The organism is Yersinia alsatica (assembly GCF_902170305.1).
Taxonomy (GTDB): domain Bacteria; phylum Pseudomonadota; class Gammaproteobacteria; order Enterobacterales; family Enterobacteriaceae; genus Yersinia; species Yersinia alsatica.
Map to the genome: position 1 here is coordinate 71979 of NZ_CABHWW010000023.1, position 20924 is coordinate 92902.

Here is a 20924-nt window from a genome sequence, read left to right on the forward strand (position 1 = left end):
AGGGCAGGATGCTCTTGTGTTAAACAAATGGATGAAAGGATATTTATCCAATGTTTGTCTTCGGGAGTAGGAAATGAAGCCTTTCTTGCGCTGGTGTTACGTTGTGACAGCACTCATGCTGGCAGGATGCAGCAACCATGATTGGCGTAAAGACGAGGTATTGGCAATCCCGTTGCAACCTACGTTGCAGCAGGAAGTGATTCTGGCTCGCATGGAACAAATCCTTGCAAGTCGGGCACTTACGGATGATGAGCGCGCACAGCTTTTATATGAGCGCGGAGTGCTGTATGATAGCCTCGGGCTACGGGCACTAGCGCGAAATGATTTTTCGCAAGCGTTAGCTATTCGTCCTGATATGCCAGAAGTTTTCAACTATCTGGGCATTTATTTAACGCAGGCAGGCAATTTTGATGCTGCCTATGAAGCGTTTGATTCTGTACTAGAGCTTGATCCAACTTACAATTACGCGCGTTTAAACCGGGGTATCGCTCTGTATTATGGCGGTCGACTCCCGTTGGCGCAGGATGATCTGCAGGCGTTTTATCAAGACGATCCAAATGATCCCTTCCGTTCGTTATGGCTGTATCTGGTGGAAAGAGAAATCGATCCCAAGGCAGCTGCAGTAGCGTTACAACAGCGCTATGAAAAATCGGACAGAGGGCAATGGGGATGGAATATTGTCGAATTCTACTTGGGCACGATCAGCGAAAAAACGCTGATGGAAAGGCTCAAGGCAGATGCAACGGATAACACTTCGCTCGCTGAGCATCTCAGTGAAACTGACTTCTATTTAGGTAAACATTACCTAAGTCTGGGGGACAAGGACACCGCTTCGGCGCTGTTCAAACTGACGGTAGCTAACAACGTTCATAACTTTGTTGAGCACCGCTATGCATTGTTGGAATTGGCGCTTTTGGGCCAAGAACAAGACGACCTATCGGAATCGGACCAGCAATAGCTGACGAACAACTATTAGCCTGATATACCTTGGTTTTTTACCAATGTTTATCACCTTAACGGGTGATGGCCTTTTTGTTCGTTTTATAATCTAATTTGAGCCGGTTCACACTTTTCAATGAAAATGACTGAAAATTTTCTCGACGAGTTATGTAGACTGGCTGCCATTATTAATGAGGCACGTGTACATGACTACTGAGCTTGAAACCTCTTTTGCTGATTTGGGGCTGTCTGCTCCTATTCTTTCCGCCCTTACTGCTTTGGGTTACGAAAAACCATCTCCAATTCAATTGGAATGTATTCCACACCTGTTGAACGGTCGCGATGTTCTTGGTATGGCGCAAACCGGTAGTGGTAAAACTGCTGCTTTCGGGCTTCCGCTGTTGCACAACATTGACCCAGAACTGAAAGCGCCACAGGTGCTGGTACTGGCTCCAACCCGTGAGTTGGCGATTCAGGTTGCTGAAGCATTAACTAGCTTCTCTAAAGATATTAAAGGCGTTAACGTTGTGGCCCTGTACGGCGGCCAACGTTATGACGTTCAATTACGCGCTTTGCGCCAGGGGCCACAAGTTGTTGTTGGCACCCCAGGTCGTCTGTTAGACCACCTGAAACGCGGTACCCTTAATCTGTCCAACCTGAAAGGTTTAGTGCTGGACGAAGCAGATGAAATGCTGCGCATGGGCTTTATCGAAGACGTCGAAAATATTTTGGCTCAGATCCCAGCTGAACATCAGACTGCGCTGTTCTCTGCGACTATGCCTGAAGCGATTCGCCGTATTACCCGTCGCTTTATGAAAGAGCCACAGGAAGTACGTATTCAGTCTAGCGTGACGACTCGCCCTGACATTAGCCAAGTTTACTGGAAAGTGGGCGGTGGCTATCGTAAAAACGAAGCACTGGTTCGTTTCCTTGAAGCTGAAGATTTTGATGCGGCGATCATTTTCGTCCGTACTAAAAACGCCACTCTGGAAGTTGCAGAAGCCCTTGAGCGTAGCGGTTATAGCAGCGCTGCACTGAACGGCGACATGAACCAGGCCCTGCGTGAGCAGACTCTGGAACGTCTGAAAGATGGCCGTTTGGATATCCTGATTGCAACTGACGTTGCTGCACGTGGCTTGGACGTTGAGCGTATCAGCCTGGTTGTAAACTATGATATCCCTATGGATTCAGAGTCTTACGTTCACCGTATCGGCCGTACCGGTCGTGCAGGTCGTGCTGGCCGTGCGTTACTGTTCGTTGAGAACCGTGAACGTCGTCTGTTGCAGAACATTGAACGTACCATGAAGCTGACTATCCCTGAAGTTGAGCTGCCAAATGCACAACTGCTGAGCGAGCGTCGTTTAGCTAAGTTTGCTGCTAAAGTTAGCCAACAGCTGGAAAGCAGTGATTTGGATATGTACCGTGCATTGCTGGCTAAATTGCAACCAGAAGAAGAGTTTGATATCGAAACTCTGGCTGCTGCACTGCTGAAAATGGCACAGGGCGAACGTCCGCTGATCTTGCCACCAGAAGCTCCACGTCGTCCACAGCGCGAATTCAATTCTCGCGATGACCGTGGTAGCGATCGTGGCCGTGACCGTGATCGTGGTGACAGCCGTCGTGACAGCCGCCCTGACAGCCGTGATGGTGGCGAGCGCCCAGCACGTCGTGAACGTCGTGATGTTGGCGAAATGGAACTGTACCGCATTGAAGTGGGCCGTGATGATGGTGTTGAAGTTCGTCATATCGTTGGCGCTATCGCTAACGAAGGTGATATCAGCAGCCGTTATATCGGTAACATCAAGCTGTTTGCTTCCCACTCAACTATCGAGCTGCCAAAAGGCATGCCGGGTGAAATGTTATCTCACTTCACCCGTACCCGTATCCTGAACAAGCCGCTGAACATGCAGCTGTTGGGTGATGCACAGCCACATGAGCGCCGTGAGCGTCCAGCTGGCGGTAACGGTGGTGAGCGTCGTGGCGGTGGCCGTTCATTCGGTGGCGAACGTCGTGATGGTGCCGGTGCTCCTCCTCGTCGTTCATTCGGCAGCGATCGTGCTCCAGCCGCTGGTGGCGAGCGTCGTCCACCACGTGATGCTCAACGTTCATCTGCACCACGTCGTGATGATGCCGCTGCACCTGCTGCTCCAGCACCAGCGCGTCGTCGTTTCGGTGATGCATAAGTCTTAGTCATCTCTGATGATTAAACATAAAAACCAGCCTTCAGGCTGGTTTTTTTATGTCTGATTTTACCGTTATATAGAGGTTGTTCTTTGTTTTGCTCATGCGCATTTGTTAATTTGAGCCACCGATAGATACCATCAAAGTAAACCAATAGGTTGACATTATGGCAAGGATGGCCAAAATTATAAACGGCGAAAAAACTTTCCTATCAGGCTGTTAGGCTTGGCAAGAAGAGAGTTAAGCAACTTAGATGCAATAAATCGAGCCGAGTTCTTAGCCGCTATTGATGACTTTGAACGTTATGGACCCGCTTCTGGTATTCCAAAAGTGGAGAAGGTTGAGGGCAATATGTATGAGCTTAAAGCCCAGAGTAGAAGCCATTGGCTTCGAGGGTTTTATTTTCATTACTTTGATGGCCTCTACGTTATTACTCATATATTTGCAAAGAAAACCAATAAAGCACCAGACTCTAGCAAAGCACTTGGATTACGTAGATACCAAGACTTCCTTCGAGCACAGCTTGAGAAGTAAATTAGCTATAAAAAGAGGTGGTTATGAAAAGTGATCTGGAACTGCACTCTTGGGATGATGTTCGAGCTGAGCTTTTGCAAGACGAAGAGACCGCAAAAGCCTATGCCATTGTGATGCAACGTAAGACACTGCTTAATAACTTAATCGAAGTGAGAAAATCCAAGCAGTTGACGCAAGTTGATATTGCGAAGCGTATTGGTGTAAGCCGGCAGGCGATAAGCAAATTCGAAAAAGGTGAGTCTTCCCCAACGATTGATACCCTTATTGGCTACGCTACTGCCATGGATATAGACTTCGTTGCAAATATGAAGAAAATATTTGTTCAGTCATCTTGATGATTAAACATAAAAACCAGCCTTCGGGCTGGTTTTTTTATGTCTGCGACATTCAATTCAACAACAGATTACAGGCGTTCAGCTGATTGCAAATCTGGTTGCAAACTGGCGACAATCTCAAATGAATGCAAGCGAGCTTGATGGTCAAAAATCTGGCCATTTACCATCAGTTCATCAGCCTGGGTTTCTCGCAATAATGACTGAAGGCCGTGCCGGACTTTGCTTTTGTCACCAATGATGGATAGGCGCAGCGCCTGATCAACACCAAACTGTTCGGCTGGCGAACAGATGGTCTCCATATCTTCAACTGGTGGTGGTAGCTGGCCCGGTGTCCCACGGCGCAGGTTAACAAACTGCTGCTGCATCGAGGTGAATAGGAAGCGGGCGTCACGTTCGCTGTCTGCGGCCACAACATTCACGCAGACAATGGCATAAGGCTTGGACAACTGGGCTGATGGCTTGAAGTTTTCCCGGTACAATTTCAGCGCCTGGAACAACATGTCTGGAGCAAAATGCGAAGCAAAAGCAAAGGGCAGGCCCATGGCTGCAGCCAGTTGCGCGCTATACAGGCTAGATCCCAGTAACCATAGTGGAACATGCAAACCTTGGCCGGGGACAGCTTGCACCGCTTGTCCGGGTTGCACTTCTGCAAAGTAAGCTTGCAGTTCACGAACATCTGATGGGAAGTTATCTACCTCGCCAGATAGATGGCGACGCAAAGCCATCATCGTGCGCTGATCACTGCCGGGAGCCCGGCCAAGGCCGAGGTCGATGCGATCAGGATAGAGCGAGGCGAGGGTACCAAACTGTTCGGCAATGACCAATGGCGAATGGTTAGGCAGCATAACTCCACCGGAACCCACTCGAATGGTGCTGGTGCCACCGGCAATATAGCCAATCAGTACTGACGTCGCGGCACTGGCAATGCCGGTCATATTATGATGTTCAGCCAGCCAGTAGCGGTGATATCCCCACTTTTCAGCATGTTGAGCCAGATCCAGCGAGGCATGAAATGCATCTCGCGGAGTTTTACCCTCGGCTATGGGGGATAAATCGAGTACAGAAAGCGGTACAGGCTTGTTATTAGCCACAGATACATTGTTATCAGTCATAGAATCGTCCATCTTAATCTCATGTCGAGTCGCTTGAAGGGCGAACACATTAATTTACAAACATATTTTTGAAGCTATATTGGGTTATAACCGCATTTATTCGCGTACAAAAAATGACATAAAATGCAAAGCTATTACCTATAGCAGCATAATATAAATAGTGAGTGCCGAAGGGGTAATAAATGCGGCGATTAAAGGACTATTAAACCTATGAAGAAAAAAACGTTATTTACCCTGCTGTTAGTGGTCGTGGTGATCTCCATGGCGGTGCTATTCCGGGCCCATAACCAAAACCTGTTATTGCAGGGCGAAGTGGATGCACCGGAAGTTATTGTGTCGTCAAAAGCCAAAGGCCGGGTGATTGAACGCCATGTGGAACGTGGCGATGACGTTAAAGCCGGGCAATTGTTGATCACGTTAGAAAGCCCGGAACTGATGGCCCAATTAGCTGGGTTGGAAGCGGCTCGTGATCAAGCTCAGGCGCAGTTGGATGAATCGCTGCATGGCACGCGAGAAGAGAGCATCCGCAATTTAAGGGCCAGTTTGGCACAGGCGCAGGCAGAATATGAGAATGCGCTCCATACCTATAACCGCAATAATAGTGTGGCGGCTAAAGGGTTTATTTCTGCCTCTGAATTGGAAGATTCACGCCGCGCCAAAGATACTGCCTATCAGCAGGTTCAGGCCGCTAAGGCTAATTTGGATGAAGGTTTGCATGGCGATCGCGTTGAGTTACGTGATAAATACGCTGCTGCTGTTCGTCAGGCCGAAGAAGATTTAGCGCAATTGAAAGCACAAACCGACGATTTACAGGTGCGCGCCCCGGTCGCCGGTGAAGTTGGCCCGATCCCGGCGGAAGTTGGTGAATTGCTCAATGCCTCCAGCCCGTTACTCACATTAATTCGCCTGCCGCAGGCTTATTTTGTCTTTAACTTGCGTGAAGATATTCTGGCTGATGTGCGCAAGGGGGATAAAATTTCACTGCGCGTACCGGCTTTGAAAGATAAAGAAATTATGGCCGAAGTGCGCTATATCGCCCCGTTGGGGGACTATGCCACCAAGCGCGCAACCCGCGCCACCGGTGATTTTGATCTGAAAACCTTTGAAGTTCGCCTCTATCCTGCGGAACCTGTTGAGGGTCTGCGACCAGGAATGAGCGCGCTCTGGCAGTGGAAAGAGTAAGTGGCAAAGGTCAGAGGCAGAGTCATCGACAGAATACAGGCTGGCTGGCGCTGTTTTAGTCGCTATTTTGGTCAGGAAACCCGTTCGGCATTTCGCAGCCCGGTGTTTCACTGGCTCAGTTGGTGCTTCCCACTGTTGCTGTTTATCTTAATCAGTAGCAATTTTTCTGAAGGGACTTTGCTGGATTTACCGGTTTCAGTGGTCGATAACGACCATTCGCCGCTATCCAGATCATTGATTCGCAAGCTGGATGCTGGCTCTCACGCGCATGTCGTGACCTATGAGGGCGGATTAGATGAAGCCCTGCGCCGTCTGCGTAGCGCACAAGATTATGCCTTACTTTATATTCCAACTGATTTTGAAGCTGATGCTCTGGCAGGCCGTCAGCCCAGCATCGTGCTGTATTACAATGCACTGTTTTATGGGGCTGGTTTATATTCCACGCAAGACTTCAGTGGTTTGATAACCGAAGCCAATACCACTTTCCGCACTATTATTGCTGGCGAAATGGGGGAAACCTTACCACCGCTGGCCAATGTGACGCTCTCTTATGGCAGTTTGTTCAATGCCAGTGGCAGCTATATCTATTATCAGCAGTTTGCCGCCACTATCCATTTATTGCAGCTATTCGTGATCACCTGGATGATTTATGTTTTGGCTCGCAGTAAAGCATTATTGACCGCCAAACCTTTCAGCTTGGCGCTGCTGGGCAAATTGGCACCTTATACCCTGTTTTTTACCACGTTATTGATGGTAGAGATTGCGATGCTGGTGGGGTTCTTTGGGGCTAGAGTCAGTGGCAATCCGCTATTTATGCCCCTGATTGGCTTCTTTTATGTCATGGCTGCCCAGAGCATTGGGGTGTTGCTCTTCACATTTACCAGTAGCGCAATTACTGCCTACAGCTTGATTGGGATTATCGTCAGTATCGCGTTAACCTTTTCTGGTATGGCGGTGCCTGAGCTGTCGATGCCATTACCCGCTCGTATTATTTCCAATATTGAACCACTGACCCATGCGCTCTATGCCATGTTTGATGTGTTCCTGCGCCAGGTACCGGCCAGTGCTATTTTCAGCGTCTGTGCCATTTTGCTGGTTTACCCGCTGGTCATTTCTCTGCTGGTACGTAATCGCCTGCTGATCCGGCTGCAAAAGCAGGAGACTATCTGATGAACAGTGGCTTAAAGAGCTATTGGCAGACATTCAGCCGGGTGTTGATGGGGATGCTGGAAAAGCCTATGTGGCTGATGCTGTTGGTATCACTGTGCGTGATGAGTATGGTATATGCCAATCGTACTGTGTGGGATCTGCCGGTGGCGGTAGTGGATCAAGACCATAGCACCGCCAGCCGCCAGTTGATTCGCCAGTTAGATGCCACCTCGAAAATTTCCATCAAAACTTATGACAATTTGCCGGATGCTCAGCGGGATCTGGCGTGGCGGAAATTATTTGCAGTGATCATAATGCCGACGGATCTGGAGAAAAAGATCCTCAATGGCGAAAGTATTGTGATCCCGGTTTATGGCGATGCCACTAACCGTCTGGCTAACGGGCAGATCCAGCAGGATGTGGTCGCCGCTTATCAACAATTATTGAATGAATATAACAGCGGTTTGTTATTACGCAGTGGCTTTACTCCCGGTCAGGCGGAAGTGCTGTTAACCCCGATTCGCGGGCAGATTCTGGAGGTATTTAACCCCGGAATCAGCTTTGCCGCCATCATTTTCCCCGGCCTGTTGGTCATGTTGTTGCAACACTCATTATTGATTGCCTGTGTGCGCGTCAGTATCGCCATGAAGAGTGCACCGTCGGGGAAACCGTCGATTCCCGTTTATCTGGGCGGGCTTTCTGCACTGCTCCCTATCTGGTTATTTTTATCGATTGTGTTGTTTGTGCTGTGGCCGTGGCTATTGGGCTATCGCCAGACAGCATCAATTCCCGAGGTGCTGCTGTTGACCTTCCCATTCTTGCTGGCGGTGCTGGGGTTGGGCAAGCTGGTGACTGAGTGTCTGCGCAGTGTTGAAATGATCTATCTGACACTTTCATTTGTCACCATGCCGATTTTTTACATCTCTGGCACGATTTGGCCGCTACAGGCGATGCCGGGGTGGGTGCGGGCTATCTCTTCCATGCTTCCCTCAACTTGGGCGACTAAAGCTATTGCTGGGGTCAATCAGATGGGGCTGTCCCTGCGAGATGTGGTGGGCGATATGCTGATTTTATTATTGTTAGGCGCAATTTATACCTTGATCGGGATTAGCGTGGGAGTATTACGTAACCGTGTGGAGTTGCGGGCATTGCTGCGAGGGAAATCGGCGGTCAAATAATTAAAAACCGGGCGAGATACTGCGCCCGGTAACGTGCTAGGGAACTAACTCTAATCCGGCAAGCCGTCGCCAGTAGCCGTTGCAATCTGCTTTATCCGCCAGAGTCAGCGGGTTCAACCCCAACTCATTCGCCCGGAATTGGTCAATCACTGCCAGCGTCTCGATGCTTTGCGGTGAAAGACGAACAATATCCACTAAGCCTTGCATGGAAATCAGAGAGTTACCGAGGTTATAGCAGTAGCCACTTTGGGTCTGAATGCCATTAAGAATGAAGACTTGCTGGTCTTCTTGCGAGAGCACCGGCCGCCCTTGCGGATACTTAATGCAGCAGGTTTCACATTCATCTTTGGCCCGATCTTCTGAACGCGCAGTAAAACAGCGGGCAGAATAAGCTAGCGGGAGATGGCCATAGCCCATCACTTCCACCTCAAACTGATTGCGGAAACCCAACTCTTCACACTGTTGCAGCACATTCGCCAGCCAGTCGCGGGAGAGTTCAACCGGCATACACCAACGCATCATGCCCTGACGGTGTAAAATGCGCAGGGTATAGGCGTTGTAGCAATTCAGGGCATGACCCGCGACAAACGGCAAACCGCGCTCCGCAGCCATATTCACTGCACCCAAATCGTTAGCTTCCAGCAAGAATTCGCCATTTTCCACATAGCGCTTGAGCTCATTTAACTCTGATGGTGCTTGCAGCAGCGCCAAGGTGGAAATCACCACTTGCTTGCCGCTGGCGGCAACTTCTTTGGCGAGAGCCAGCCAATCACCAACCTTCATTTCGCGGCGTTTGGTACAAACATTCTCACCAAGATAAATAATATCGGCGCTGCTGTCGGCTGCGGCCTGATAAAAAGCTTCAATATCGGTTTTTGGCCAGTAATAGAGTACTGCGCCTAAGGCGTACTTCATGTTTCCTCCGGCTACTGCCACTTACGATGATAAGCGCCCAGGGTGGTTTGGGTGCCTTCGGACATTGCGCCCAGTTGTTCCATCCATTCCGCTTTGGCGGAAAATTGCGCTGGATTAGCCAGATAGCGGTCAATTGCCTGCCGCCAGACTTTGGCAACTTGACTGACATAAGCAGGGCTGCGCTGGCGTCCTTCAATTTTTACCGAGGCAATATTGGCGGCAAATAATTCAGGCAACAGCTCTAAGGTGTTTAAGCTGGTTGGCTCCTCCAGTGCGTGATAGCGCTGACCATCCACCAGATAGCGCCCTTTGCACAGTGTCGGATATCCGGCGTTTTCGTTATCTTCATAACGGTCGATTAATACTTCATTGAGGCGGGATTCCATCCCTTGCGGGGTTTGCTGCCAGCGTACAAAGCGCGCCGGTGAACAAGCACCCACGGTATTGGGTGATTCACCGGTCAAATAGGATGAAAGATAACAGCGGCCTTCGGCCATAATGCATAAGCTACCAAAAGCAAAAACTTCCAATGGAACCGGGCTGGTACGCGAAAGTTGCTTTACCTGATGCATCGAGAGCACGCGCGGTAAAACTACCCGAGCTACATCAAAGTGGCGCTGATAGAAGCGGATGGCTTCATCGTTGGTGGCCGAGGCTTGTACCGAAACATGGCGCTCAACTTCAGGGTAACGCTCGGCGGCATATTCCAGCATGGCCAAATCAGCCAAAATCAGAGCATCAGCACCCAGTTGCGCCGCCATATCTACCGCCCGTTGCCAACGGGAATAGCCGTCAGGGTGAGCAAAAGTATTAATGGCAATATGTAATTTACGCTTGCGGCTGTGAACGTAATTTACCGCTTCCTGTAGCTTTTTATCAGTGAAATTAAGCCCGGCAAAATGGCGAGCATTGGTATCATCTTTCAAGCCGATATAAACCGCGTCGGCACCATTATCGATTGCGGCCTTTAATGCGGGTAAATTGCCGGCAGGACAAAGCAGCTCCATAGAATTTTCCTGAATGAGTCAGTAGCCACCTTACTGGCAGTACTACTGGCAATAGAATGTTCCCCATCCGAAGATGATACTCATATTTATCGAGTGGCGATTTTAGTTAACCTGCCGAGCACTGACCTTGATTTAAGGCAGTTTCTTTCGCATTGGTGGCTTTCTTCTAAGATTTAGCAAAGATCTGATGCAAAATTTATTGATATAACCCGCTTTCCTATTTCACCAATGTGGCAAAATGCTGTTATTCAATATCACTTTTAATTAAAGGGGGCATCGCCTGTGTTGGAACAACTACGAGCACACCTCGTGCGTCAAGGGCCAGCGCTACTGCGGGGGCCACTAAAACTGACCCCGTTCGCCATACAACGCCAGATATTGGAGCAGGTGCTGAGCTGGCAATTCCGGCAAGCACTGCTGGATGGTGATCTCGAGTTTCTGGAGTCCCGCTGGTTAAAAATTGAAGTGCGTGATCTCGCATTGCAATGGTTTATGACGGTAGAAAACGGTAGGCTGGTGGTAAGCCAACAGGCTGAAGCCGATGTTAGCTTTAGTGGTGATGCCAACGATCTGATTTTGATCGCTGCCCGTAAAGAAGATCCGGACACGCTGTTTTTCCAGCGCCGGTTACGAATTGAAGGGGATACCGAATTGGGCCTGTATGTGAAAAATCTGATGGATGCCATTGAGTTGGAATCTATGCCGACGCTACTGAGAGTCGGTCTGCAACAATTGGCTGAGTTTATTGAAGCCGGTCAGCAAGAGGGTGCGGCCAGTACTTCCCGTACATTAGCATCGTGCTGATCCGGGTTGAAATTCCGGTGGATGCGCCGGGGATCGACGCGCTTTTGCGCCAGGCTTTCAAGCGAGATGACGAAGCTGAGCTGGTGCAGCAATTACGTGAAGACGGCTTACTGACGCTAGGTATTGTGGCGACGGATGATGAAGGCGGTGTCGTCGGTTATGTGGCATTTAGCCCGGTAGATGTTGGCGGTGAAGACCGTCAATGGGTCGCCCTGGCTCCGCTAGCGGTGGAAGAGAGCTTGCGTCGGCAAGGTTTGGCGGAGAAGCTGGTATATGAAGGCCTCGATTCCCTGAATGAGTTCGGTTATGCCGCAGTCGTGGTGCTAGGTGACCCTGCTTATTATCAGCGTTTTGGCTTTGTTCCAGCTGCTGGTCATCAATTGACGTGCCGTTGGCCGGGTACCGAACAGGCTTTTCAGGTTTACGCGCTGGCGGAAGATGCACTGGAGAATGCCGATGGCGAAGTGGTGTTTTCTGACCCATTCAATCGGTTTTAATCAGTAATGTTGCCAATGAAGAAGGCTGGTTCATCACCAGCTTTTCTTTTTGCTGCTTACTGAGTTGCTTCACTCGATATTCCAGTTTCAACGCAGTCGAACGATCCCCTGCTTCACAGTGAAATACCAGCGATAGCTCCCCTTTGCCTCGTAGCGCTTTTGCGCCTTTTCCTGCCTGATGTTGCGTCAATCGACGTGTGACATCCGTCGTAATACCGGTATACAGCATGCCAGTGGCGGTGCGCAGCAGATAGAGATGCCAAAGGCTATCCGACATAATCTTATCCCAGTCCGGGGGTAGCGGTTCGGAACATTATTACCGGAATTCCATCTTGCATCCTGTCTTTTTTTATCTGCTGGCACCTGAACTGATTAAATCGACCCTATTTTACTTACTTAGTCTTGGCTGCAAATTCAAAACGTGGTGAAACCAGGCCGTACAGTGTCCAACCGAGGAAGGTCACAATAGCACCCCAAGTCATGGCTTCCTGACCTGAACTGTAAAGTGCATAGAAGCTATACATTGCACCGATAAAGGCAATGATATTGGCTTTACGCGCTTTTGCTGGCGCCACATTGGCGGTTTTCTGAATAATCACCAGTGCTGCCATCGACAGAATATAAGGGATGATATTGGTTACTACCGCCAAATTGACCAGCACATTGAACTGTTTATTCAGTGACGGACTAATCGTCATCAGGGACAGCACGCTCTGGATGACAACAATGGTCAACATCCCTTTAATTGGCGCGTCGGCTTTGCTGACTTTAGAGAAAATTTTCGGGAAGAAGCCTTCATCCGCAGAAGATTTAAAGACTTGGGCGATGGTGAACTGCCAGCCGAGCAATGAACCCACACAGGACATAATCATCAATGCCATGATGATTTTACCTACCGCTGGAGTGAACATATAAGCGAATGCCAGACCAAATGGCGCAGTTGAGTTAGCCAAATCCATATTTGGCACGATACCGGCAATCACGTTGGTGGAAATGATATAGATAACCGCTGCACCTAAAGTCCCACCCAAGACGGCGATCGGAACATTACGTTCAGGGTTTTCTACCGCATCGGTATTCGCACAGGCAGATTCCAGACCGAGGAAAGCCCACAACGTCATTGAGATAGAGGAACCAATAGCTTCAAAGGTTGGCACGCCATGTGGGTTCCATGCTGCGACATAGGCTGAACCACTAAACCAGAACCAGCCAACAATAGAGATGCCTACCACCGGGATAATAACCCCCCAAATGGTAACGCTACTGATTTGCCCAGTGATACGTGCGCCGCCGAAGTTAGCCACGGTTGCTAGCCACAGTACGCCGATGGTGGCAATACAGATCCCTAATGGGGTTAAGGTGGCCCCCAGTAATTCGGTACCGTACCCGACCGCCGATATGGCAATGGCGATGTTGGCGATTAACAGTGATGCGCCATAGGTATAGTTGGCCATAAAGTTGCCAGATTTGCCGAAAGCATATTCTGCATAACCGCCCATCCCGCCTGATTTACGGCTGAACATACCGCATTGGGCGAATGCATAAGCCAATGCCATGGAACCGACTGCGGTGACTAACCATGAAACGATAGAAATCGTCCCAACTTCGGCGAGTTTGGTTGGCAGCATAATTATGCCTGATCCCATCATATTGACGGCGGTCAGAATAGTCAGCTGTACGACTCCCATCTTATTATTTGTTTTACTCATTTTTATTATCTCTTTTTAAATTTCAGAGACTGCGAGAATAATTTACTCCCGCAGGTTTGAGTTAAGGTTGGTGTTGTCAAATCCCCTGATTATTTAAAATTACAGCATGGTTTTCTGCCGGGCTGTGTTTCTAAATATCTTGGAGATGAAATTATCTATTCTATTAATTATTTCATCATATAGCCGTATGCGCGGTTCCATCCATCTTCATCGACTTGTAAATAAACACCTTGTAATTCAGGTGCAAAGCCTGGCAATAAGTTAATACTTTCTTCAAGTGCCAGGAAATAACGTTGAGCAGCTCCGCCCCATACTTCACCAGGGACAACACACAATACTCCAGGTGGATAAGGCAGTGCGCCTTCAGCGGCAATTCGACCTTCTGCTTTACACAGTGGAACTAATTCAGCATGCCCACGGACGAATTCAATATTAGCATCTTGAGGATTCATCATAACTTTAGGGAAATACTGTTTGCGGAACATCTCTTTTTGCAGCTGTTTAACATCGTAGCTGACATAAAGGTCATGCATTTCCTGACATAATTTACCGATGGTATAACCTTTGTAGCGAGTTTCGTTATTACGGTAAACCGTCGGTAATACATCGCTTAGCAGTGCATCTTCTTCAATGAAACGTTCAAATCGGGCAATTTGCGCTACCAAATGTTGCATTTTCGCCAAGTCTTCTGCCGGCGTTAATAAGAACAGGATGGAGTTAAGGTCACATTTCTCTGGCACAATCCCATTCTCGCGCAGGAAATTAGCCAGAATAGTTGCTGGAATACCGGATGCAGTATATTCGCCAGTATTGGTATCAATGCCTGGGGTGGTTAATAACAGTTTGCATGGGTCAACAAAATATTGTGACTCTTCATAACCTTCAAAAGCATGCCATTTTTCGCCGGGAATGAAATTAAAGAAGCGCAAGTCTTGCGCCATAGCATCTGTGTCATATTGTTGCCATGGTTTGCCATCAACTTCTACCGGAACAAAAGGCTTAATCATGCTACAGGTATTTAAAATCATTTTACGGGCTTCAATACCGGTTTTAACACAATCTAACCACATGCGTTGACCACTTTTGCCTTCATGCATTTTCGCATTAACATCTAATGCAGCAAATAATGGATAGAATGGGCTGGTGGATGCGTGCAACATAAAGGCATTATTAAAGCGTTTATGATTGCAGTAACGATCCTGACCTTTAATATGTTTATCTTTCTTATGAATCTGCGAAGTTTGTGAAAAACCAGCTTGTTGTTTATGCACTGATTGAGTAACGATAATGCCCGGATCGTTTTCATTCAGTTCAAGTAATAATGGTGAACAATCTTTCATCATTGGAATAAATTGCTCGTAACCCACCCACGCTGAGTCAAACAGAATATAGTCACAGAGGTGGCCAATCTTATCCACTACCTGACGGGCATTATAAATTGTGCCGTCATAAGTCCCCAGTTGGATGATCGCCAGACGGAATGGACGCGCTTCATTAGCACGGTCAGGAGCTACGCTACGTATTTGTTCACGCAGGTATTTTTCTTCAAAACAGTGAGCGTCGATACCCCCGATGAAGCCAAATGGGTTGCGGGCAGTCTCCAGATATACTGGGGTTGCGCCAGCTTGAATTAGTGCGCCATGGTGGTTGGATTTATGGTTATTACGGTCAAACAACACCAAGTCGCCACGGGCTAATAGTGCATTGGTTGCCACTTTATTTGAGGCAGATGTGCCGTTCAGTACGAAATAGGTTTTATCGGCATTAAATACTTTTGCCGCATGTTTTTGAGCATCGCAAGGCGCACCTTCGTGAATGAGCAAGTCACCTAATTTTACGTCAGCATTACACATATCCGAGCGGAAAATAGTTTCGCCGTAGAAGTCAAAAAATTGACGACCAGCCGGATGTTTACGGAAGAATTGACCACCCTGATGTCCTGGGCAAGCAAAGGTTGAATTCCCCATTTCTACATATTTTTTTAATGTACTAAAGAAGGGGGGCAGCAACTCTTTTTCATATTTTTCAGCTGCTGATTCCAGTTGTTTACCGTAAAAGTCAGTATTGTCACCGCACAGTTCAAATACCCCGTTTAAAGACGGTAATACATCGGTATTTAATTCTTCTTCACAACAAACAGCCGCGAAAATTGGAATCTCAAGACCTAATGAATGGATGCTATCAATCACACCATTATTAATGTCCTGAACAGAAAGTACGACGGCAGCAACATCAGTAAAATCCGTGTGTAAAACATCCACTACTTCTCGCTGTGATTCAAAGCAAGTTATAGCTGATGTACTTGCCGCGATATTTAATTTTTTCATTATAAATTCTCGTTTATTTTAAGAGGCTATTACGCCTACATTATTTGTTGGTTTATTTAAGTTCATTTCTATTAAATTTTATGTATAGCAGTCCGTATCAATGAAATAGAATTCATTAATAAATAGTCTGCTTTTTCTGCGCAACACTATGGCTGAATTTTAGGCATAGTATTCCCTATGTCATTTAACAAGAATGACAAAGGCGACATTGTTTTTTTACTGGATAGCTATGTTTCTGCTGGAAGACAAAAAACACTTGGCCGATGTTGATTGATTAATAAATCGCAACCATCAAATAGGCGTTAAAATATAACTGAGTGTTAATTTCTTCGGAGAAAGCAGACAATAGTTAACATCACGCAAAGGCAGTAGGCACTTTTCGTCTCTGTTAAAAATTGCGCATAGACAATGACTATCCAATAAAAACGGATGTCATCGCAGGAAGGATTTTATCTAAAATGGAAATAGGAAAAGTTAAAATAACTACGATGTGCCGGCATCATTAAATGCGTTGTCCGCCTTATATGCGCCATTTTCTTGTTGTTATTTTCCATTTGCGTAAGGTCTCTATTTTTTTAAACAAATTTTGGTTTTAAACAAGGTTTTCGTTTTAAACAGTAATTTATAAAAACGAACTGATGGCGGCTATTTTAGTCATAACACTTATTCATTCTGTGACTGACATCATGTTTTTCGCCGATTTTAAAATGTGTTTTGACTAAAGTATGAATAAATTGCTTTATTTATTCATTTTAAACGGTATTTATTCAAAACTGTACTGTATGTTATGCAAAACACTAAGGTTATATTTAACACGGCGGATACATCGACTGGTCTATTATTATGCAATATAAGCAATGAGAGCGGGTTCTTAATAAAATTTGTGTTTTATTTGTTAATCCCAAATTATTTGTTACATCCTCATTTATACGAAAATTATGCATATAAATTCATATTTATCTTCTGCGGTAAATGCTAGCTAAATCACGTTATATGGCACTTTTTCACCAAAAACCACATTATTAGGGAGGATGTGCTGAGATTGCTCGCTGGATCAGCGATAAGTGCGGGGAAAGAGGGGCAACGACTGCCCCAACATGAATAAACTTAACTGAATAGCGGAAGGCTACTGCGGGTTAAGGGGATTTTTACCTGCACAATCTGCTGTTGACGCGTCAATTCGATAGATAATATCTCGCCATCATTCTCCACTTGTACCAATGAAAGTGGGTCGTTGTTGTTCATATCAAATACCGCTGTGATATGCGCCTCTGGTTGGCGATGACGCAAAATCAGATAACTAATATCTCGCACTGATGGATTGGCGGGCGCTAATCCTTGAAAGAGCGTGGCATCGGCAGCTAACCATAGAGATAGTGGGCGCGCTGCGGTCTGATAACAACATTGGGTAACCCCTTGCAGTTGCCGGGCGGTAACCTGATGTAGATATTGCATCGGCCCGTGGTCACAGAAGGTGGCGTCTTCACCCACGACCTCGGTGGCGACCCCGTCGATATGCAGTGTCCAATCCCACTGTTGTTGATGTGGATTGATAATGCTGCTGATATCGATGATGGCATCTTCCAGCCATAAAATACGGCGGCGGAATTTAACGTCACGGTAAGCTTCGCTATCCCATTGCACTCGGGTATGGCTATCCAGTTTCGGCGCTTCTTGGCTCCAATCCACCTCTGTATCCAGCCAACTGAAGTTGGCAGATTGATGCCAGTTATGAATCACTGGCACCGCTGGCGGCTGATTAGTTTGGTTAATACTGAGTGTGTTGTGAGTGGCACTGTTTTTGTAATAGCCGTAATGGAGTTGCGCACCATAGCCGGTAGTGCCTAAATCCGGCAGGATCTCTTGCTTTTGCTCGAACAGAATTAAATTCAGCCGATCATAATGATCATGTTCACCCCCATAGGGGCTATGTTTTATCAGCAAGGCTCGGCCAGATTGTGGCTGACGCAAAATAGTCAAACCGCAGTCTGGGGCATGCAACGTATCTGTTGGAATGACATCCACCACTGGTGGTGGCAATTCTTCAACGCCGTACAGTAGCGCATCCAGATTGAGGCGTGGCTGCTGGCGATAAATATGGTGCAGGGCGGCGGCATATTCATCATTGCCATAGGTTTTAAACGCAAACTCATACAAATGTGCATGATTGAGCTGCTCTTGCCCGGCGGTGCAATCATTGATGCGCGGGAATGTGCCATCTGGCATCAGCAGTTTGAGGGGGAAGCTGAGCATATCGCGATAATAGGGCAAAGCCAGCAAACTATAGCGGCTGTCTGCCGCCAACTTTTCAAATGACCAAAAGCCTTGCAGAGCATAAAAGTGATAATGCACCGAGCCTTCAAACCACAATCCTTCATTGAACAGCCCATGCTCTAATTGATAGCGCAGGCCATAATCGGCATTAACTGCAAACTCAATATAGTGATCTTCAGCCAGGATCAGGCCGATCACGGCAATCGCGCTACTGATTTTGACTTCATGGTTATGCAACTGACGGGTGCGGTGCTGCATCAGAAAATCAGCCCCTTCACGCAATAAGCGCCCGGCAATACAGTCGCGTTGTTCTTGGCTGAGTGCATCGGCGATAAAATCATAACCCAGCGCAAAATCGAGCAGGCAATTGGCTTCACACAGAGTCTGAGCATTTGCCTTGCCCGGCCCGTTGTACGGGATGCCACCATGAACTTGGTAATCAGGATAATAGCGGGCATAGTTGATCAGAATATCCCGCACTTTATTGAAGTAAATTATCTCGCCGGTCAATTGCCACAGTAGCCCCAATTGATTACAGGCTTTGGCATTCAGACCATTGAGTGCCCGCCACCAGGCACCGTCATAGGGCTCACCACTAAACAGCTGAGAGTCCACCGGACAACGGTGCTGGGTAGGGGAATGACGATCCCACTCCAGTTGCACACCGTGGTCGGGACAATAATAGTAATGGTTCCAGGTCGCGATACCAGTGGCAGGGACCCGTGTTTCTGAATCCAAAACCACCCGATTATCCGCAATCAGCGTGGCAATAATCTCCGGATGCTGTACAACTCGCTGGCGGATTTTAACCATCTGCCTGTCTGTAAACTGCTTCATATCTGGTGCTTCCTCGGCTATACCCTGGGTATTTGAAGCTGCAGGATTGTGAGCTGCGCGCTATTACTCGCCTCTTCGAGGCCGCTGCAAGCCGTGTTCAAATCTGCTCCCGACAGATTTGTCTCCCGAATCACTGAGTTGAGTAAGTGATTCGGGATGAGTTTGCTTGCCGCCGACCTGTAGCTCCTATGTCTTTGGGTATTGGCTTATTTTTGTGTTATCGGGTAGAGCAGGATTTCAACGGCATCCGGGTATTTTGCTATCAGGTATTGCGCTTTCTGTTGGAAATCAGGGTCTGCCGGATAGGCACGCGCGGCAGTAATCATATTGACCAGCGCTTTTTTATCTTGCACACCATCCAAGTCTTTATACGGCCATGCTTGGTCGGTATTGATAAAACCAGCCACATATTGATAGCCTTTTTTCAGACTGTGTTCGTCCAGGCTAAAGTTCCAGATATCTTTGTCGGCAACTTCACCAAGGCGACCCAGCTTGTTGTAGGCTTCCAGATGGAAATTGCTGTAATGCCACGGGCGAGTACGTTCCAGTTCAGCATTTTGACGGCCTTGCATATCAAAATGCGACGGAATTCGGCGTAATTGAGTGATTTCCAAGCGCTTTTGCGCTGCCGCTTTTTGGTCACTGAACAGAGCAAAAGAGGCCGCCTGCACATCAAAGTAGGTGCCGTGGTTATTGTGCCAGTTATCTTCTTCGAAGCCATTTTGGCTGGTTGTCATCCATTGATAGAAATCTTTGTACCAAACTTTGATCGCCTGATAGTCAGCTTCAGTAAGTACATTGGCCGGCCTTATCAATTCAACTGCATCAATAACATCCACCAGCGCCCGGCTATCAATCAAACCAATCCCACGGCCTTCATTGATACCGGGTATTGCTTGAGCATATTGTAAATTCGGATTCATTCGGGTGTTTGGATTGACGAACCAGTTGACCAATTGATCTCGTGCTTTTTCGGCATACTCCGGCTTGCCGGTAAAGCGGTAAGCCAATGCCAGATAATAGACATCTTCACTGAAGCTATTCATGCGTTTCTTATCAGTTGCGTCGCTATTGGCATCTGGATTTGTTTCGCCATCTTTACGCAAATAAGGCATACCATCTTTCTTACTTGGGTCTGGCCACCAATAAGGTGGGAAGCTGTAATAGTCGTGCTTATCGCCACTGGCAGCCAACAGACTTTTATCCATGACGGAATAGAGTGGTTTTTTCAGCGCTTTATCTGCCTTAGTTATCAGATTTTTATAGGATTTCTCGTATAGCGGGTTGTTTTGCTTAACCTGGTCAATGCTATAGTTTATATCATCCACTTTTAATAATATTGGATGACTTTCCGCCGCATAAATAAAGGGTGATGACCCTAGAAGAATAGCCAGCAATAGGTTTCTTTTACCCAGAAATTTCATCATTACTTTCCTTATTCTTTATGGTTTACATGATTAAAAATAAAGTAATTTGGTTAATTTAATTAATAACTCATTTTTTATGGAATATATTTCTTACCCTTGTAAAAACAAGGTTATTAAATGTTCTGCTGCTATTTTTATAAAAAAGAACACTGTTCCATTTCAGATGGATTTGAATTCTAGGGCAAAGTTTTTGGACTTTTGTGATACAGATCCATCTTATAAATTATCTGTAAATAAATGATTTAAACTGTGACTGATATCAAATTAAATCTTCGGATTAGACGTTTTTTAGCCAATTTAAATAATTATGTGATTTTTTTAGTTCTTAAAATGAAGATTTTAATTTATTGTTTTATATGATTAATTCTGTTTTTATTGATTTTTATGTCATTTTACAAATGTGATCTTAAGCAGAAATTTATAAATGGAATTAAGTTTTATTTTTTATGGTGTAGTTTTTTGTTTTTCTCTGAGTTCTAATGTTATCGAGTGTTTCGTGATTTTATTCTGTTATTTA

The 20924-nt window shown here is 46.8% G+C and carries 19 protein-coding genes; 10 read left to right on the forward strand and 9 right to left on the reverse strand.

Going from position 1 to position 20924, the window contains the following annotated elements:
* Positions 1 to 73: 73 nt before the first annotated feature.
* From nlpI to FTA96_RS12050, 5 genes are all read left to right on the forward strand, one after another.
* Positions 74 to 958 (forward strand): lipoprotein NlpI, encoded by an 885-nt coding sequence (gene nlpI, locus FTA96_RS12030; protein ID WP_004707064.1) that lies wholly within the window; start codon positions 74 to 76, stop codon positions 956 to 958.
* A gap of 123 nt (positions 959 to 1081) precedes the next feature.
* Positions 1082 to 1156 carry a protein YrbN gene (gene yrbN / locus FTA96_RS23770; protein WP_223499600.1) on the forward strand — a complete coding sequence of 25 codons (75 nt, stop codon included), beginning with the start codon at positions 1082 to 1084 and terminating at the stop codon, positions 1154 to 1156.
* The gene (locus FTA96_RS12040) at positions 1146 to 3122 is read left to right on the forward strand and encodes a DEAD/DEAH family ATP-dependent RNA helicase (protein WP_050146957.1); all 1977 of its coding nucleotides are present in this window, start codon (positions 1146 to 1148) and stop codon (positions 3120 to 3122) included. Before yrbN ends, FTA96_RS12040 begins: the two co-directional genes overlap by 11 nt.
* 223 nt (positions 3123 to 3345) lie before the next feature.
* Positions 3346 to 3654, forward strand: a complete 309-nt coding sequence (locus FTA96_RS12045) for a type II toxin-antitoxin system RelE/ParE family toxin (RefSeq protein ID WP_235895572.1) — start codon at positions 3346 to 3348, stop codon at positions 3652 to 3654.
* Positions 3655 to 3677: 23 nt separating this feature from the next.
* Positions 3678 to 3989 (forward strand): helix-turn-helix domain-containing protein, encoded by a 312-nt coding sequence (locus FTA96_RS12050; RefSeq protein WP_050110308.1) that lies wholly within the window; start codon positions 3678 to 3680, stop codon positions 3987 to 3989.
* A gap of 68 nt (positions 3990 to 4057) precedes the next feature.
* On the opposite strand, the gene FTA96_RS12055 is transcribed toward FTA96_RS12050, so the two are convergent.
* On the reverse strand, positions 4058 to 5101 hold the full coding sequence (locus FTA96_RS12055; RefSeq protein WP_375541930.1) for a luciferase-like monooxygenase: 1044 nt from the start codon (positions 5099 to 5101) through the stop codon (positions 4058 to 4060).
* Positions 5102 to 5311: 210 nt separating this feature from the next.
* Here FTA96_RS12055 and FTA96_RS12060 point away from each other — a divergent pair, with 210 nt between their 5' ends.
* Genes FTA96_RS12060 through FTA96_RS12070 form a run of 3 tightly spaced genes read left to right on the forward strand, consistent with a single transcriptional unit; the run spans position 5312 to position 8610 of the window.
* Positions 5312 to 6283, forward strand: coding sequence for an HlyD family secretion protein (locus FTA96_RS12060; RefSeq protein WP_050110307.1), 972 nt, complete (start codon positions 5312 to 5314; stop codon positions 6281 to 6283).
* Between the two features lie 24 nt (positions 6284 to 6307).
* Complete coding sequence (locus FTA96_RS12065) at positions 6308 to 7453, forward strand: ABC transporter permease (protein WP_050110330.1); 1146 nt, start codon at positions 6308 to 6310, stop codon at positions 7451 to 7453.
* Complete coding sequence (locus FTA96_RS12070; protein ID WP_145573878.1) at positions 7453 to 8610, forward strand: ABC transporter permease; 1158 nt, start codon at positions 7453 to 7455, stop codon at positions 8608 to 8610. The genes FTA96_RS12065 and FTA96_RS12070 overlap by 1 nt, the downstream gene beginning before the upstream one ends.
* 36 nt (positions 8611 to 8646) lie before the next feature.
* On the opposite strand, the gene FTA96_RS12075 is transcribed toward FTA96_RS12070, so the two are convergent.
* Positions 8647 to 9525: a U32 family peptidase gene (locus FTA96_RS12075; protein WP_145573880.1), complete on the reverse strand. Its 879-nt coding sequence runs from the start codon at positions 9523 to 9525 to the stop codon at positions 8647 to 8649.
* Between the two features lie 11 nt (positions 9526 to 9536).
* Complete coding sequence (gene ubiU / locus FTA96_RS12080; protein ID WP_050110304.1) at positions 9537 to 10532, reverse strand: ubiquinone anaerobic biosynthesis protein UbiU; 996 nt, start codon at positions 10530 to 10532, stop codon at positions 9537 to 9539.
* Between the two features lie 282 nt (positions 10533 to 10814).
* Here ubiU and ubiT point away from each other — a divergent pair, with 282 nt between their 5' ends.
* Both ubiT and FTA96_RS12090 read left to right on the forward strand, forming a co-directional pair.
* Positions 10815 to 11336 (forward strand): ubiquinone anaerobic biosynthesis accessory factor UbiT, encoded by a 522-nt coding sequence (ubiT, locus tag FTA96_RS12085; protein ID WP_050110303.1) that lies wholly within the window; start codon positions 10815 to 10817, stop codon positions 11334 to 11336.
* On the forward strand, positions 11330 to 11833 hold the full coding sequence (locus tag FTA96_RS12090; protein WP_050110302.1) for a GNAT family N-acetyltransferase: 504 nt from the start codon (positions 11330 to 11332) through the stop codon (positions 11831 to 11833). Before ubiT ends, FTA96_RS12090 begins: the two co-directional genes overlap by 7 nt.
* Here the strand turns inward: FTA96_RS12090 and FTA96_RS12095 are convergent.
* The 6 genes from FTA96_RS12095 to FTA96_RS12120 all read right to left on the reverse strand — a co-directional run bounded on the left by FTA96_RS12095 (position 11820) and on the right by FTA96_RS12120 (position 20404).
* Positions 11820 to 12110 carry a GIY-YIG nuclease family protein gene (locus tag FTA96_RS12095; RefSeq protein WP_050110301.1) on the reverse strand — a complete coding sequence of 97 codons (291 nt, stop codon included), beginning with the start codon at positions 12108 to 12110 and terminating at the stop codon, positions 11820 to 11822. The two genes, FTA96_RS12090 and FTA96_RS12095, sit on opposite strands and share 14 nt — an antisense overlap.
* Before the next feature lie 115 nt (positions 12111 to 12225).
* Positions 12226 to 13542, reverse strand: a complete 1317-nt coding sequence (gene potE / locus FTA96_RS12100; protein WP_050110300.1) for a putrescine-ornithine antiporter — start codon at positions 13540 to 13542, stop codon at positions 12226 to 12228.
* A gap of 167 nt (positions 13543 to 13709) precedes the next feature.
* Complete coding sequence (speF, locus tag FTA96_RS12105; protein ID WP_050110299.1) at positions 13710 to 15869, reverse strand: ornithine decarboxylase SpeF; 2160 nt, start codon at positions 15867 to 15869, stop codon at positions 13710 to 13712.
* A gap of 449 nt (positions 15870 to 16318) precedes the next feature.
* Complete coding sequence (speFL, locus tag FTA96_RS12110) at positions 16319 to 16423, reverse strand: leader peptide SpeFL (protein WP_115155778.1); 105 nt, start codon at positions 16421 to 16423, stop codon at positions 16319 to 16321.
* A 553-nt stretch (positions 16424 to 16976) separates the two neighbouring features.
* Positions 16977 to 18980, reverse strand: coding sequence for a heparinase II/III domain-containing protein (locus FTA96_RS12115; RefSeq protein ID WP_145573882.1), 2004 nt, complete (start codon positions 18978 to 18980; stop codon positions 16977 to 16979).
* 206 nt (positions 18981 to 19186) lie between these two features.
* A complete protein-coding gene (locus FTA96_RS12120) occupies positions 19187 to 20404 on the reverse strand; it encodes an alginate lyase family protein (protein ID WP_050110297.1) in 1218 nt (405 codons plus the stop codon).
* Positions 20405 to 20924: the final 520 nt, after the last annotated feature.